This is a genomic window from Aeromonas sp. WP2-W18-CRE-05, from assembly GCF_014168615.1.
Taxonomy (GTDB): domain Bacteria; phylum Pseudomonadota; class Gammaproteobacteria; order Enterobacterales; family Aeromonadaceae; genus Aeromonas; species Aeromonas caviae.
In genome coordinates this window covers 3459093-3473422 of sequence record NZ_AP021917.1, presented here as the reverse complement: position 1 = coordinate 3473422, position 14330 = coordinate 3459093, and the positions used below count along the sequence as shown (strand labels likewise).

The 14330-nt window shown below is 65.5% G+C and carries 12 protein-coding genes; 3 read left to right on the top strand and 9 right to left on the bottom strand.

Annotation, left to right across the window (positions count from 1 at the left end; translation table 11 throughout):
* The first annotated feature begins 289 nt into the window (after positions 1-289).
* Together H7R73_RS16090 and nifJ are read left to right on the top strand one after the other, a co-directional pair.
* A complete protein-coding gene (locus H7R73_RS16090; protein WP_103259801.1) occupies positions 290-1936 on the top strand; it encodes an NAD(P)-binding protein in 1647 nt (548 codons plus the stop codon).
* The gene (nifJ, locus tag H7R73_RS16085; RefSeq protein ID WP_103259802.1) at positions 1933-5508 is read left to right on the top strand and encodes a pyruvate:ferredoxin (flavodoxin) oxidoreductase; all 3576 of its coding nucleotides are present in this window, start codon (positions 1933-1935) and stop codon (positions 5506-5508) included. The genes H7R73_RS16090 and nifJ overlap by 4 nt, the downstream gene beginning before the upstream one ends.
* Before the next feature lie 161 nt (positions 5509-5669).
* On the opposite strand, the gene H7R73_RS16080 is transcribed toward nifJ, so the two are convergent.
* The 6 genes from H7R73_RS16080 to H7R73_RS16055 form a co-directional block, all read right to left on the bottom strand.
* On the bottom strand, positions 5670-5885 hold the full coding sequence (locus H7R73_RS16080) for a YdcH family protein (protein WP_103259803.1): 216 nt from the start codon (positions 5883-5885) through the stop codon (positions 5670-5672).
* Between the two features lie 276 nt (positions 5886-6161).
* Positions 6162-6752, bottom strand: a complete 591-nt coding sequence (locus H7R73_RS16075; RefSeq protein WP_039039859.1) for a hypothetical protein — start codon at positions 6750-6752, stop codon at positions 6162-6164.
* A gap of 11 nt (positions 6753-6763) precedes the next feature.
* Positions 6764-8110, bottom strand: a complete 1347-nt coding sequence (locus tag H7R73_RS16070; protein ID WP_010674075.1) for an MATE family efflux transporter — start codon at positions 8108-8110, stop codon at positions 6764-6766.
* A 122-nt stretch (positions 8111-8232) separates the two neighbouring features.
* Entirely contained in the window at positions 8233-10056 is a 1824-nt protein-coding gene (locus tag H7R73_RS16065) for a SulP family inorganic anion transporter (protein WP_103259804.1), read from the bottom strand.
* A gap of 70 nt (positions 10057-10126) precedes the next feature.
* The gene (locus H7R73_RS16060; RefSeq protein WP_103259805.1) at positions 10127-10711 is read right to left on the bottom strand and encodes a nucleotidyltransferase family protein; all 585 of its coding nucleotides are present in this window, start codon (positions 10709-10711) and stop codon (positions 10127-10129) included.
* On the bottom strand, positions 10701-10958 hold the full coding sequence (locus H7R73_RS16055) for a GNAT family N-acetyltransferase (RefSeq protein ID WP_103259806.1): 258 nt from the start codon (positions 10956-10958) through the stop codon (positions 10701-10703). Before H7R73_RS16055 ends, H7R73_RS16060 begins: the two co-directional genes overlap by 11 nt.
* A 154-nt stretch (positions 10959-11112) precedes the next feature.
* Between H7R73_RS16055 and cysM the strand changes: the two genes are divergently transcribed.
* Complete coding sequence (cysM, locus tag H7R73_RS16050; protein WP_103259807.1) at positions 11113-12003, top strand: cysteine synthase CysM; 891 nt, start codon at positions 11113-11115, stop codon at positions 12001-12003.
* Positions 12004-12018: 15 nt separating this feature from the next.
* Here cysM and H7R73_RS16045 read toward each other — a convergent pair whose 3' ends face one another.
* Genes H7R73_RS16045 through H7R73_RS16035 form a run of 3 tightly spaced genes read right to left on the bottom strand, consistent with a single transcriptional unit; the run spans position 12019 to position 14327 of the window.
* Complete coding sequence (locus H7R73_RS16045; RefSeq protein ID WP_042882017.1) at positions 12019-13203, bottom strand: iron-containing alcohol dehydrogenase; 1185 nt, start codon at positions 13201-13203, stop codon at positions 12019-12021.
* Between the two features lie 16 nt (positions 13204-13219).
* Positions 13220-13747, bottom strand: a complete 528-nt coding sequence (locus tag H7R73_RS16040) for a hypothetical protein (protein WP_103259808.1) — start codon at positions 13745-13747, stop codon at positions 13220-13222.
* Positions 13737-14327: a TetR/AcrR family transcriptional regulator gene (locus H7R73_RS16035; RefSeq protein WP_103259809.1), complete on the bottom strand. Its 591-nt coding sequence runs from the start codon at positions 14325-14327 to the stop codon at positions 13737-13739. The genes H7R73_RS16040 and H7R73_RS16035 overlap by 11 nt, the downstream gene beginning before the upstream one ends.
* Positions 14328-14330: the final 3 nt, after the last annotated feature.

The following is a 14330-nucleotide window of genomic DNA, read 5'->3' as shown; positions in this document are numbered from 1 at the left end:
GGCGGCAATCTTCTCCTGCTGCCCACGTCGAGGGCGGCGAGGGGGCTCGGGCGACAGGCCCGAATGGCTGCGGGGTGTGACGGGGATCCGGTTGTGAAGGGGGCGACCCATAAAGCGCAACATTTATTGATCCTGATCCACCATGTCGTACAAAAAACGGCCCATCATCGAGCCAGCTTCCAGTTTCTGACGCTTTCGCTTCTTCCCTCTCCGGCCACCGTCTGCCCAGGCAACACGGTATCAAGCGCATTCGGATGGGGCCTGTCACACAAAAAGAAGAAAGCAATGTATGAGCAAACAACTGGATATGACCCCACAGCCGGATCTCTCCCAGAAAACGGGAACAGGCCCGGTCCGTACCCGGCTGCCCGTCTGGCGGCCGGCCCTGCCACCTTGCAACCACGCCTGCCCGGCTGGCGAGAACATCCAGGCCTGGCTTGCCCTGGCCGAAGCGGGCCGCTTTGAGGCGGCCTGGCAGCGCCTCATCGAAGAAAATCCCCTGCCTGCAGTCCACGGGCGGGTCTGTTATCACCCCTGCGAAACGGCCTGCAACCGTGCCCAGGTGGATGATGCCGTCTCCATCCACGCCATCGAGCGTTTCCTCGGCGACGAGGCGCTGGCCCGGGGCTGGCTGCCTGTGCCACCTGCCCCTGCCAGCGGCAAGAAGGTGCTGGTGATCGGTGCCGGTCCCTCCGGCCTCTCCTGCGCCTGGCACCTCAATCGGCTCGGCCATCAGGTGGAGATCCGCGAGGCAGGGCCGCTGGCCGGCGGCATGCTGCGTTTCGGCATTCCCGCCTACCGCCTGCCTCGCGATGTGCTGGATCGGGAGGTGGCCCGCATCGTCGCTGCCGGTGTCACCCTTACCCTCAACCACAAGGTGGAGGATGTGCTCAAGGCGCGTGACGAGGGGGGCTTTGACGCCGTCTTCATGGCCATCGGCGCCCATCTGGCCAAGCGGGTCGACATTCCGGCCCGGGAGGCAGGCAAGATCCTCGATGCGGTGAGCTTCCTAGAACAGGCGAGTCTGGCCGAAGAGAAAGGACTGCCACCGCCAAAACTGGGACGGCGGGTGGCCATCTACGGCGGCGGCAACACTGCCATGGATGCGGCCCGTACCGCTCGTCGCCTCGGGGTCGAGGAGGCGATGATCATCTACCGCCGCGACCGGGACCATATGCCAGCCCACGCCTTTGAAGCCGATGAGGCCGAGGAGGAGGGGATCAAGATCAACTGGCTGCGCACTATCCGCCAGCTCGACAGCACCAACATCGAGGTGGAGGTGATGATCCTCGACGAGCATGGCAAGCCGGTGCCCACCGGCAAGTTTGAAACCCTCGAAGCGGACTCCCTCATTCTGGCGCTGGGTCAGGAGGTCGACCTCTCTGTGCTGGAGAGCATCCCCGGCGTGCGGGTCAACAAGGAGGGAGTAGTACAGGTTGGCGAGAACCTGATGACGGATGTGCCGGGCCTCTTTGCCGGTGGCGACATGGTGCCCTCCGAGCGCACCGTCACCATTGCCACCGGCCACGGCAAGAAGGCGGCGCGCCACATGGATGCCTGGCTGCGCGGTCGCCTCTACCACAAACCGCTTTCCTATTCATTGGTGGGGCCGGAGCAGTTGCAGCTCTGGTTCCAGACCCACGCCCCGGCCAGCAGTCAGCCGGTCAAACCGCCCTCGGCGCGGGACGACTTTGGCGAGATCATCGGCGGGCTGGACGAGACGGCAGCCCGCTACGAGGCTGCGCGCTGCTACTCCTGCGGCAACTGCTTCGAGTGCGACGGCTGCTATGGCAGCTGTCCCGAGCAGGCCATCGCCAAGCTGGGGCCGGGTCTGGGGTATCAGGTGGATGCCGAGCGTTGCACCGGCTGCGGTGCCTGCCATGACCAGTGCCCCTGCCACGCCATCCTGCTGCGCCAACCGGAGGAGTCCCAATGAAACATGAACTGATCATGGTTGACGGCAACGAAGCCGCGGCCCGGGTGGCGTACCAGCTGAGCGAAGTGTGTGCCATCTACCCCATCACCCCGAGCTCGACCATGGCCGAACTGGCTGACGCCTGGGCGGCAGAAGGGCAGACCAACCTGTGGGGCAACATCCCCACAGTCGTGGAGATGCAGAGCGAAGGGGGAGCGGCCGGCACGGTGCACGGCGCCCTGCAGGCGGGGGCGCTCGCCACCACCTTCACCGCCAGTCAGGGGTTGATGCTGATGCTGCCCAACATGTACAAGATCGCAGGCGAATTGACCTCGGCGGTGTTCCATGTGGCGGCCCGATCCTTGGCGGCGCAGGGGCTGTCGATCTTTGGCGACCATCAGGATGTGATGGCGGCGCGCAGCACCGGCTTTGCCATGCTCGCCTCCGGCTCGGTGCAGGAGGCGCAGGACCTGGCCCTGGTCGCCCACAGCGTCACCCTGCAGTGCCGGGTGCCCTTTATCCACTTCTTCGACGGCTTTCGCACCTCCCACGAGGTGAACAAGATAGTCGCCCTGCACAAAGATGAAATTCGCGCCCTTATCGACAACGACTGGGTACGGGCCCACCGTGCCCGGGCGCTCAACCCGGATCATCCGGTGATGCGCGGCACCGCCCAGAACCCGGATACCTATTTCCAGTCCCGCGAGAGCGTCAACCCCTTCTACGAGGCGGTGCCGGCCCGGGTGCAGCAGTGCATGGAGAGCCTCGGTGAGCTGACTGGCCGCCACTACCAGTTGGTGGAGTACCACGGCGCGCCCGATGCCACCGATGTCATCGTGCTGATGGGCTCGGGGGCCGCCACCGCCCGCACCACCGTGGATTGGCTCAACCGGCAGGATCGCAAGACCGGGGTGCTGGTCATTCGCCTCTATCGTCCCTTCCCGGTGCAGGCGCTGCTCGATGCCCTGCCCGAGAGCGTGCGGCGCATCGCCGTGCTGGATCGCACCAAGGAGCCGGGGGCGGGTGGCGAGCCGCTGCTGCTGGATGTGCAGAGTGCGCTGATCGACGGCTTGCAGCGCGGCCTTATCAAGCGGCTGCCCTGGCTCAGTGGCGGTCGCTACGGCCTCTCCTCCAAGGAGTTCACCCCCGCCATGTGCGCGGCCGTGTTCGAGGAGCTGGCCTCCGATGCGCCACGCCCCCGCTTCACCGTGGGGATAGTGGATGACGTCTCGGGCCTCAGCCTGGCCTGGCACCCCATCGGCGATCTGGAGCCCCCTAGCCGGGTGCGGGCGCTCTTCTTTGGCCTTGGTGCCGACGGCACGGTCGGCGCCAACAAGAACAGCATCAAGATCATCGGCGAGCTGGAGGGCTTCCACGCCCAGGGCTACTTCGTCTACGACTCCAAGAAGTCGGGCTCGCGCACCGTCTCCCACCTGCGCTTTGGCCCCGAGCCCATAGACGCCCCCTGGCTTATCGAGCAGGCGAGCTTTATCGGCTGCCACCAGTGGGGCTTTGTCGAATCGGTCGATCTGCTGGAGCACGCCGCGGAAGGGGCGACCCTGCTGCTCAATGCCCCCCATGAGGCTGACCGAGTGTGGGGCCAGCTGCCCGAGCGGCTGCGGGCCCGCATTCGCGCCCTCAATATCCAGCTCTACTGCATCGACGGCGATCGGGTGGCCGAGCAAAACGGCATGGGCAATCGCATCAACACCATCATGCAGACCTGCTTCTTCGCCCTGGCCGGCATCTTGCCGCGGGACGAAGCCATTGCGCTTATCAAGGAGAGCATCGAGAAGAGCTATGCCCGCAAGGGGCCCGAGGTGGTCGAGCGCAACTTCGCGGCGGTGGACGACACTCTGGCCCATCTCCATCAGGTGGCCATCCCGGCCGGTGAGGAGCTGCTCAGCGACTATCCGCTGCCGCTGGCACCGGGTGGCAGCGAGTTTGTCCAGCGGGTCACAGGCCCGATGCTGGCGGGGCGCGGCGATCTGATCCCCGTCTCCATGCTGCCGGTGGATGGCACCTACCCCACCGCCACCAGCCGCTTTGAGAAGCGGGATATCGCCCGCGAGATCCCCATCTGGCACTCCGATATCTGCATCCAGTGCGGCAACTGCGTCTTTGTCTGCCCCCATGGGGCGCTGCGGGCCAAGTTCTACCATCAGGACTGGCTGGCGAGCGCCCCCGAGGCGGCGCAGTCGGTACCCGTCACCGCCAGGGGCTTCCCCGACAGCCGCTACACCCTGCAGCTCTATCCGGAGGATTGCACCGGCTGTGGCCAGTGCGTGCAGGCCTGTCCGGTGCGGGCCGGGGCTGATGAGGAACACGAGGGCGAGCGCGCCATCACCATGATGGACAAGGCCCCCCATCTGGCTGGTCAGAAACAGGCGCTGCGCTGGTTCGAGAGCCTGCCCTGGCCTGCCCGCGAGCGGGTGGACTTCTCCACGGTGCGAGGGGCCCAGTTCCTCGAACCCCTGTTCGAGTTCTCCGGCGCCTGCGCCGGCTGTGGCGAGACCCCCTATCTCAAGTTGCTGACCCAGCTGTTTGGTGATCGCATGCTGGTGGCCAACGCCACCGGTTGCTCTTCCATCTATGGCGGCAACCTGCCGACCACCCCCTGGGCCAAGAACGGTGAAGGGAAGGGGCCGGCCTGGTCGAACTCCCTGTTTGAGGACAACGCCGAGTTTGGCTTTGGTTTTCGCCTCACCGCCGATCAGCATCACGGTCAGGCGGTGGCGGCTTTGCAGGCGATGAAGGGGGAGCTGGGCCCAGAGCTAGTCGAGTCGCTGATCAGCGCCCCGCAGCGGCTGGAGTCTGAGATCCGCGCCCAGCGTACCCGGGTCGCGCAAGTGCGGGAGCGGCTGGAAGAGGTGAAATCCGGCAAAGCTCGCGAGCTGCTCTCCTTGATTGATCAGCTGGTGCGCCGCTCGGTCTGGATAGTGGGCGGCGATGGCTGGGCCTATGACATCGGCTCGGCGGGGCTCGACCATGTGCTCGCCTCCGGGCGGGATGTGAACGTGCTGGTGATGGATACCGAGGTCTACTCCAACACCGGCGGTCAGATGTCGAAATCGACCCCGCTCGGCGCTGTCGCCAAGTTCGCGGCGGGAGGCAAGACGCTGGCCAAGAAGGATGTGGCGCTGCAGGCCATCTCCTACGGCAACGTCTATGTTGCCCGCATCGCCTTTGGTGCCAACCCGCAGCAGGCGCTGCAAGCCTTGCGGGAAGCGGAAGCCTATCCGGGCCCGTCCCTTATCATCGCCTACAGCCACTGTATCGCCCACGGCATCGACATGGAGCAGGGATTGGCCCAACAGAAGCGTGCGGTCGATTCGGGCCACTGGCCGCTGATGCGCTACAACCCGATACTGCGCAGCGCCGGGCAGAACCCCTTCAGCCTCGACAGCCTGCGCCCCTCCATCCCCCTTGCCGAATATCGGCAGCAGGAGACCCGTTATCGGGTGCTGGCCCAGAGCCATCCTGAAGAGGCACAGCGGCTGATGCAGGTGGCGCAACAAGTGGCGTGGCAGAAGTGGGCCACCTACGAGGAGATGGCTACCCGCGAGGCCAGCCAGTTCCATCCGCCGGTGTGATCATGGGATGAAACAGGTAAGACAAAGCGGGCCATTGGCCCGCTTCGTTTTCCGGTGCCAAGGGAAGTGGCCGTTGCCGCGCCTTGGGGCGGTCAATAAAAAGCCCGGCGTCGGGCCGGGCTGGCAGGATAAGTTGCTTATCCAGGTATTCGTCGAGGCGTCTAGTGTGGATGTTGTTTGAGGATGTCGTATATCTCCTCTTTCAGTTTAAGTTTCTGTTTTTTCAGATCCTTCACCTCGGAGCTGTAGTCGCTGGCGTGGTGTTTCTCCAGCTTTCTGATCTCCGCATCCAGGTCGTTGTGCAAGTCAAACTTCTTTTGGAAATGGACATCACTGCTCTTCAGTTGCGAGATGAGCTCTCTGTACTCTGGGAACATGTAATGCGGCCTCCTTGGTTTCGTTTGATTGTGCCTGCAAGACCAAAGTACCCCTTACTGCCGGGGAGAAACGTGATCCCGATCCAATTCGGGGCCACGGATTTGCTGCATGGGAAGGGCGATTTTTAACTGTTTGAATTACAAGATGATTGCCTGCTGACCCTGGGGCAGCAGAGGAAAGAAGCGGGATCCGCTTCACATTCGGGAGAGGGGGTCTGCAACGGGGCGGGCAACAGAAAGGGGCGCGAGGCCCCTGACTGGAAACGGGTGAGCCGTTTACTCTTTTTTCTTTTTCTTCTCGGGCAGGGGCTTGCCGTCTCTGGCAATCACCTTGCCTGCCTCGAAACCGATCTGCGCCGCCAGCTCTTCCAGATCCGGCGCCTTGGCCTCGTTGCCGATGGCGTACTGGTAGTTGGCGATGGAGATCTTCTCCGCCACCGGTGTGCCCGGCACGATGGGTTCACGCCAGCCCTGACCGATGTGGGCCACGAGGGTGCCGTTCATGATGAGCTCGCCGACGATCTCCTGGGTGGGGATGCCCTTGCCGTAGGTGAGGCCCTGCGGGTGCTTCTTGCCGACCAGGGGCTCTTGGCTTGCGGGCATCAGCTTGGTGCGGATCAGCCACTTGGGCGATTTGGTCTTGCCCACCGCCTTGCCGGTCTGGTACTCGTTGATCTTGATGGTCTTGATCATCTGGGCCGTGAACTCCTTGGTCAGGGCCTTCTGGGCTTCGCTGGTCTCGTCGATGACGATGGGGGCCACATACCAGGTCTGGGGAGCCTGCGCCTTGGGGGTCGCCGGGGCGGTTTGCGCCATGGCGAGCGGGCTGAGCAGGATGGCCGTCAACAAGAGTCCGATTTTCTTCATGGTGATTCCGCTTATGTTTCGACAAGAATTTTGTTTTGCCAGCGACGACTGCGCCAGCGCCAGAACATGGCCAGACCGCGCACCCACTCGTCGCAGGCGAGGGCCAGCCAGATGCCTACCAGGCCATAGCCCTGCATGATACCAAGGAAATAGGCCAGGGGAACGGCAATGCCCCACATGGAGACGAGCGCCATGTAGAGCGGGAAACGGGCATCCCCGGTGGCGCGCAGGGCGTTGATCACCACCAGATTGAAGGTGCGACCGGGTTCGAGGATGAGGCTGATGAGGAAGAGCTGCGCCACCTGGGTGATGATGTCGGCGTCGTCGGTGAACAGGCTGATGATGGCGCGGCCGTTCAGGGCGGCGGCGATGGCGATGGCGGCGGTGACGATGAGGCCGAGTTTCAGGCTCTTCATCAGTTGGCGATAGGCTTGATCGAAGCGTCTGGCCCCCGCCAGGTGGCCGATGATGATCTCGTTGCCAAGGCCGATGGAGAGGCCGAACAGCAGGATGAACAGGCAGATCTGGAAGAAGTAGGACTGGGTCGCCAGCGCCTTGTCGCCGAGCAGGCCGACGAAGGCGGTCACCACCATGAACTGCAGCATCCAGGAGAGGTTCTCCCCCGCCGCCGGCAGCCCGATGTGCAGCACCTTGTCCAGCATGGCGCGGCTTGGGCGGACGATCTCGGGCAGACGCAGCCGGATGCCGGTCTTGCGTGCCACCAGCCACACCAGCAGCACCACCCCGACGATACGCCCGGCCACCGTGCTGATGGCGACCCCGGCGACCCCGAGCTGGGGCAGGCCGAACCAGCCATAGAGCAGCAGCAGGTTGCCGACGAAGGTGATGAGGTTGACGATGAGGGTCACGTACATGGCCTGGCGGGTGTGGCCGTGGGCACGCAGGGTGGCGGCCAGACAGAGGGCCGCCGCCTCCGGCAGCAGGCAAAGCCCGATGATCTGCAGGTAGAGGCTGCCGTCGCTCATCAGGTGGGCAGGCAGGTTCATCAGCGCCAGCATGGTGCCGGCCCCTGCCATGACGCCGACCGCGGCCACCAGTCCCACCAGCAGGTTGAAGCCGATGGCGGTGTGGATAACGACGCGGGCTTTTTCCTTGTCTCCCGCCCCCAGATACTGGGTGATCACCACGCTGGTGCCGATGCTGACAAAGCTGAACAGGGTGATGGCGAGATCGAAGACCTGGTTGCCCACCGCGAGGGCCGCCACCCCCTGATAGGAGACGTGGCCCACCATGAAGGTGTTGAGGGCCCCGGTCAGAAAGTGGAGGGCCAGATCGATGAACAGTGGCCAGGTCAGGGCGAAGAGGGAGCCCGGGCCCGCGTGGGATTGAGTCTGCATGGGATATCCAGGTGCTGGCGATGGCCCTCGTCAGGGCCAACTGGAGGGGCATTTAACACCAAGCGGGGGCGGGGTGCAATCCTGGTCGCAGGAGGAGGGGGCCTGCGACCAGAGGATGTGTCTCAGACCGGCGTGGCGCCGGCCTCCTGCTCGCTGGGGCGGGTGAGGCGCGCCGAGTCGGGCAGGTCGTCATCGTGCGGCCAGCGGGTGAGCAGGGCATCTGTGGTGCTCTCCACCCCCTCGTCGTCCCGGAACACCGGCTCCCGGTAGCAGCGGGTCATGCGCAGGGCCTGGTACATGTCGGGGCAGAGGATGATGCCATCCTCGCCGACCCGGATCCCCGCCTGTTTGAACCACTGGCTCATCTGGCCGTGCCGACCGGCCATCACCATGTGGATGCCGCGCCGCTTGAGCTCCTTGTGCAGCTCTCCCACCATGCTCATGACGCTGATGTCCTGATGGGTGAAGCAGGCCACCGCATCCACCACCAGGCACCTGGGATTGTGGGGATCCTGCACCAGCAGTGCCAGCACCCGCCGCTTGAAGTAGGGGGCGTTGAAGTAGGTGAGCGGGGAGTTGAAGCGGTAGACCAGGATGCCGGGAATCGCCTTGGCCTGCTCGTTGTCCCCCAGGGTGCGCACCACGCCCTCGTCGTCCATGCCGAGCAGCTGGTCGGTGGGGCGCATCACGTTGCGCAGGAACTGGAACAGCCCCAGCAGGACCGCGAGGGTGATGCCCGGAATGACCCCCATGGTGAGCACGCTGACAAAGGTCACCAGGGCGAGCCAGAAGGCGGCGCGGTCAGATTCGCGCAGGGCCCAGAGGCCGCGAAAATCCGTGAGCGACAGGGAGGCCATCACCAGCACCACCCCGAGGGCGGCGGTGGGAATGTATTGCAGCGGCGCCGTCAGGTAGAAGGTGACCAGGGCGATGACGGCGGCGGCGATGATGGAGACCAGCTGGCTCTTGCCGCCGTTGGCGTCGTTGACCGCGGTGCGCGAATCCGCCCCGCTGATGGCAAACCCCTGGGAGGCGGCGGCGGCCAGGTTCGCCATGCCCAGCGCCCTAAACTCCTTGTCCGCATCAATCTCGTAGCCGTTCTTGGCGGCAAAGCTGCGGGCGGTGAGCATCATGGAGACGAAGCTCACCATGGCGAGGTTGAGGGCGGGCAGCACCAGCTCACGGATAAGCCCGGGGGGAAAGTCCGGCATCTGGAAGGCGGGCAGCCCCGAGCCGATGGTCCCCAGGGTGGCGATGTCGACGCGGCCGAGATTGAACAGCCACACCAGGGCCGCCGTCACCACCATGGCCACCATGGAGGAGGGCCAGGCCGGCTTGTAGCGTTTGGCCAGCAGCAGGGTGAGCAGGGCCGTCAGGCTCATGGCCAGGGTGGGCAGATGGGTCTGGGTAATGTAGCTGGTGCCGTTCAGGATCCGCTCTATCAGGTAGCGCTCGCTGAAGGTGAAGCCGAAGATCTTGGAGAGCTGGCCCACCATGATGGTGATGGCCACCCCGTTGAGCAGCCCCATCAGGATGGGGCGGGAGAGAAAGTCTGCCAGCACCCCCAGTTTGAAGCGGCTGGCGATGAGGCACCAGAAGCCGGTCATGGCGGTCATGGTCATCACCAGTTGCCAGTGACGGGTGGGATCCCCGGCGGCGAGCGGCGTTACCACGGCGGCGATCACCGCGCAGGTGGCGGCATCCGGACCGACGATGAGCTGACGGGAGGTGCCAAAGAGGGCATACACCACCATGGGCAGGATGCAGGAGTAGAGGCCGACGATGGCGCCTACCCCGGCGAGCTCCGAATAGGCGATGGCCACGGGCAGGGCCACGGCCGCGACCGAGAGGCCAGCGCGAAGATCCGGCATCAGCCAGGCCCGCTGGTATTGCAGCAAGGCGGCGAGCCCCGGCAGCCAGCGCTCGAGAGAGAAGAAGTCGCGCATTATTTAACCCATTGAGTTACAAACATCTTTTTCTTAGTGTGCCCAAGGTTGTCGACCCTTTGCAATCCGCTCATGGCCAGTTCACCACAAGGTCAGGCCAGATGCGTTGCCACTCCTTGGCGCTGACTCGTTCGCTAAAGATACGGCTCTCCTGGCGACAGCGCGGATTGGGGCTCACCACCAGGGACCAGTTGGGGGCAAAGCCGTAGGGGGCCAGCCACTCGAACCCGTCATCTGCCAGCAGGCGGACCCCGATGCAGGTGGGTATCTCCACCCAGTGGCTGAGGGCCGACAGCGAGCTGGCAAAAGGAGGCACCTGCTGGCGCAGATGCATGCGGGCCTGGTTGCGCACCTCCCACAACTGGCCCGGCATCCTGGCGGCGAGCCAGGCTTCGTGATCGGCCTCCTTCAATCCAGTCGGATCAGCGCTGTCCAGATAGATAAGATCGATGTCGTTGAGCGGGGTGGGCTCGGCCTTGTGATGGAGGTGATCCCAGATGAGGTTGCGCACAAACCCCGCCCCCAGGGCCCAGTCGGGCAGGGCCAGCTCCCGCGCAGCCCGGAGGCAATCCATGCGCGGGTGATCAGCCCGCAGCAGGGCCTCGGTACAGGCCCGCAGGTGCGCCTCCCGCAGCGCCCCGGCTTCAACCGGCATTGCGGCGCAACCAGACGTCGATGTAGCTGCAGCTCGGCACTATGGTGAGCCCCTCGGAGAGGGTCCAGTCGTAGAAGCTGCGGGCCAGCTTGTCGGCGATCCCCTGTCCGCGCAGCTCGGGGGGAACCTGGGTGCTGTAGGCGTCCACTGTGGTGGCGTCCAGCCGGCGATAGGCAAGGCGGGAGAGCTTGCCGTCCACGGTGCAGACAAACTGCTGCTGATCGGCCTGGTGTAGGATGTCGCTCATCGGGAGTCCTCTCTGGGTGAATGGGAAGATCAGAACATGGCGGACAGGGTTTGCCAACGCCATTCTTTGCGCCCATGGCGGGCTCGCTTACACTGGCCGGCCTGCGAATGGTCGCAAGGCAAGGTATAGAACATTGAGAGAGGATGGATCCGTCATGGCCTTCGCCACCCTGGACGATCTGATAGGCAACACCCCGCTGCTGGCGCTGCGCCGCATCAATCCGCACCCCGGCGTCACCCTGCTGGTGAAGCTGGAGGGCAACAACCCCGCCGGCTCTGTCAAGGACAGGGCGGCGCTGAACCTCATCAGGCAGGCAGAGGCGAGTGGTCACTTAGCGCCAGGAGCCCGGCTCATCGAGGCCACCTCCGGCAATACCGGCATCGCGCTGGCCATGGTGGCGGCGTCCCGGGGTTACCGGATGCGACTCATCATGCCGAGCAACATGAGCCAGGAGCGGCGCGACGCCATGCAGGCCTACGGCGCCGAGCTGGTGCTGGTGGAAGAGGGCATGGAAGCGGCGCGAGACCTCGCCCTGGCCATGCAGGCGCGGGGGGAAGGGCTGGTGCTCGATCAGTTCAACAACCCCGCCAACCCGGATGCCCACTACCGCTCCACCGGCCCCGAGATCTGGCGCCAGAGCGGCGGGGCGGTCACTCACTTCGTCTCGGCCATGGGCACCACGGGCACCATCATGGGGGTCTCCCGCTACCTCAAGGAGCAGAACCCGGCGGTGGCGGTGATCGGCCTGCAACCGGCCGAGGGGAGCCAGATCCCCGGCATTCGCCGCTGGCCCGAGGCCTACCGGCCCGCCATCTTCGAGCCTGCGCGGGTCGATGAGGTGCTGGATGTGACACTGGAAGAGTCCCTCGTCATGATGCGCCGCCTGGCGCGGGAGGAGGGGATCTGCTGCGGTGTCAGCTCGGGTGGCGCCATGGCCGGGGCCTTGCGGGTGGCGGCGGAGATCGGGCAGGGGGTGGTGGTGGCGATCATCTGCGATCGGGGGGATCGCTATCTCTCCACCGGGGTCTTCACCCCCGATGTCTGACGGGCAAGGGGCCCGCTACTCCCAGGCCCGCTCCAGCAGGACCAGCAACTGGTCCCTGTCCGCATCCTTGCGGTTGTAGAGCAGGGCGCCATCGTTGATGGCGAGATCCCGGATCCCGGGCAGCAGCGCCTTGTCGGTGAGGCCCGCCTCCCGCAGGGTACGGGGCAGCTTGACCGTCTGCCACAGAGTATCGCGCAGTGCCTGCAACGCCTCGATGGTGGCCTGGGGTCGCCCCTCGGCCGGGGTCGCGGCAAAGCGCTCCGGCCCCACCAGGGGTAGCAGCAGGCGGGCCAGCTCGGGGTCGATGCCGGGCCGGTTGTAGTCGAGCACGGTGGGCAGGAAGAGGTTCATACAGAGGCCATGGGGCAGGTGGCAGCGCGCCCCCAGACTGTGGCCAAGGGCGTGTACCAGCCCCACCATGGAGTTGGAAAACGCCATGCCCGCCAGGGTGGAGCCCTCCGCCAGTTGCAGCCGCAGGCCCTTGTCCGTCGGGTGGGCCAGCACCCTGGGCAGGGCGGTGGCAATCTTCTCCACCGCCATCAGGGCCAGGGCGTCACTGACCGGGTTCTTGCCGTTGCCGATGAAGGCCTCGATGGCGTGGGTCATGGCATCCATGGCGGTGGCGGCGGTGATGGGCAGCGGCAGCCCCAGGGTGAAGCGGGGATCCAGCACCGCCAGCCGGGGCAGCAGGAAGGGGGAGGTGAAGGGCACCTTGCGCCCGCTCCCTTCGTCCTTGATCACTGCCACCAGCGTCACTTCGGAGCCGGTCCCCGCCGTGGTGGGGACCACCGCCAGGGGGTTGAGGGGACGGGTCAGGCAATCCGCTCCGGCATAGTCGAGCAGCCGCTCGCCCCCCAGGGTCGCCAGTATGTTCACCGCCTTGGCGGTGTCGATGACGGAGCCGCCGCCAAGGGCGAGCAGGCTGTCACAGCCCAGCTCCCGGTAGTGGCGGGCGATCCGCTCCACCACGGCGGTGGAGGAGTCCGCCGGGATCTCGTCCCAGATGGCGGCGACCGGCAAGGCCCCTTCGGCCATCACATCGGCCAGCAGGGTGGCGAGCCCGCTGCCGCTGACCCCCTTGTCGGTGAGAAGCAAGGGGCGGCCAGCTCCCAATCCCCTCAAGGCATCCGGCAACTGTTCCAGTGCCTGCTCCCCCGCCATCAGCTTGACCGGGCAGAAAAAATCGTAATAACGGCTCATCCCGTTCTCCTCGTGTTCAACCGGTCAGAAGACCCAGATAGATGTGGCAGGCCCGCGCGAGCTTGCGATGCGGGTCCGGGTAGTGGCGAAGCAGGGGCCGCGCGATGAAGGCGGGCAGGATGAGGCTCTGCAACTGCTCAAGCGCTCGCACCAGGTGCATGGCCGCGTCGAGATCCCCCTCCACCAGCAGCCGGTTTTCGCAAAAGGCCTGGTTGATGCCGAGGCGAAAACTGAGGGCGCGAAAGGCGACGGCGGGGTGCTTGAAGCGCACCCGCAGGGGGTGGGGGCTGTCATGGGCACAGGTCGAATGCGCCCTGCCAGCCTCCTCACCGCAGTGCCAGCGCCCCGCGAACTTGTAGAGACTCAGCCCCCGGGTCATGCCGTTTACCTCCAGCCTGATGGTGAGACCGTCCGGCAGGGGGGCAAGCTCGCGGCGTACCGCCTGGTCGACCCGGGCGGCGCGGCACAGGGTGCGGCCGATGATCCAGAGCAGGCTGCCAATCCAGAGGCGTCTGCCGGTGGCAAGTAGGGCGTCAGGGCGCATGGGAACCTCCGCTGATGGCGGACCAGAAGAGGGTGAAGGCGCTCTCCTGCCAGTGGGGGTCTTCTCCCAGTTCAGGCTGATCGACAAAGAGGGAGGCGCAGGCCAGAAACTGGCCCTGGCACACCTCCAGCATGAGGGCAGGCGGGGCCGACATCAGCTCGCTGCTGGCCTGGCCCCGGGCGAGCAGGCTCGGCAGAAAATGCAGGGTCTCAGCCAGGATCTGGCTGCGCAGGGGGCGGGCCAGCAGGGGGGAGTGGAAAAAGCCCAGCACGAACCTGAGCTCACGGGGGTGGGCCTGCATCCAGCCCATGGCCTGGTGCCAGTAGTGGCGGGCCTGCGCCTGGAGCGGCAGGGCGGCATCGGCCTCGGTGATGGCGGCGCCAAGGCGCAGCTTGATGTCCTGGTAGAGGCTCTGGATCAGCACCTCCTTGCTGGGAAAGTGATGAAACAGGGTGCCATTGGCCACCCCGGCCGCCTTGGCGATGCGGGCGGTGGCGGCACCCTGCAGGCCATCCTCCGCGCACAGGGCCAGGGCGGCATCCAGGATCTGGCGGCGTTTGTCGGTCATGGTTTCTCGCATCTC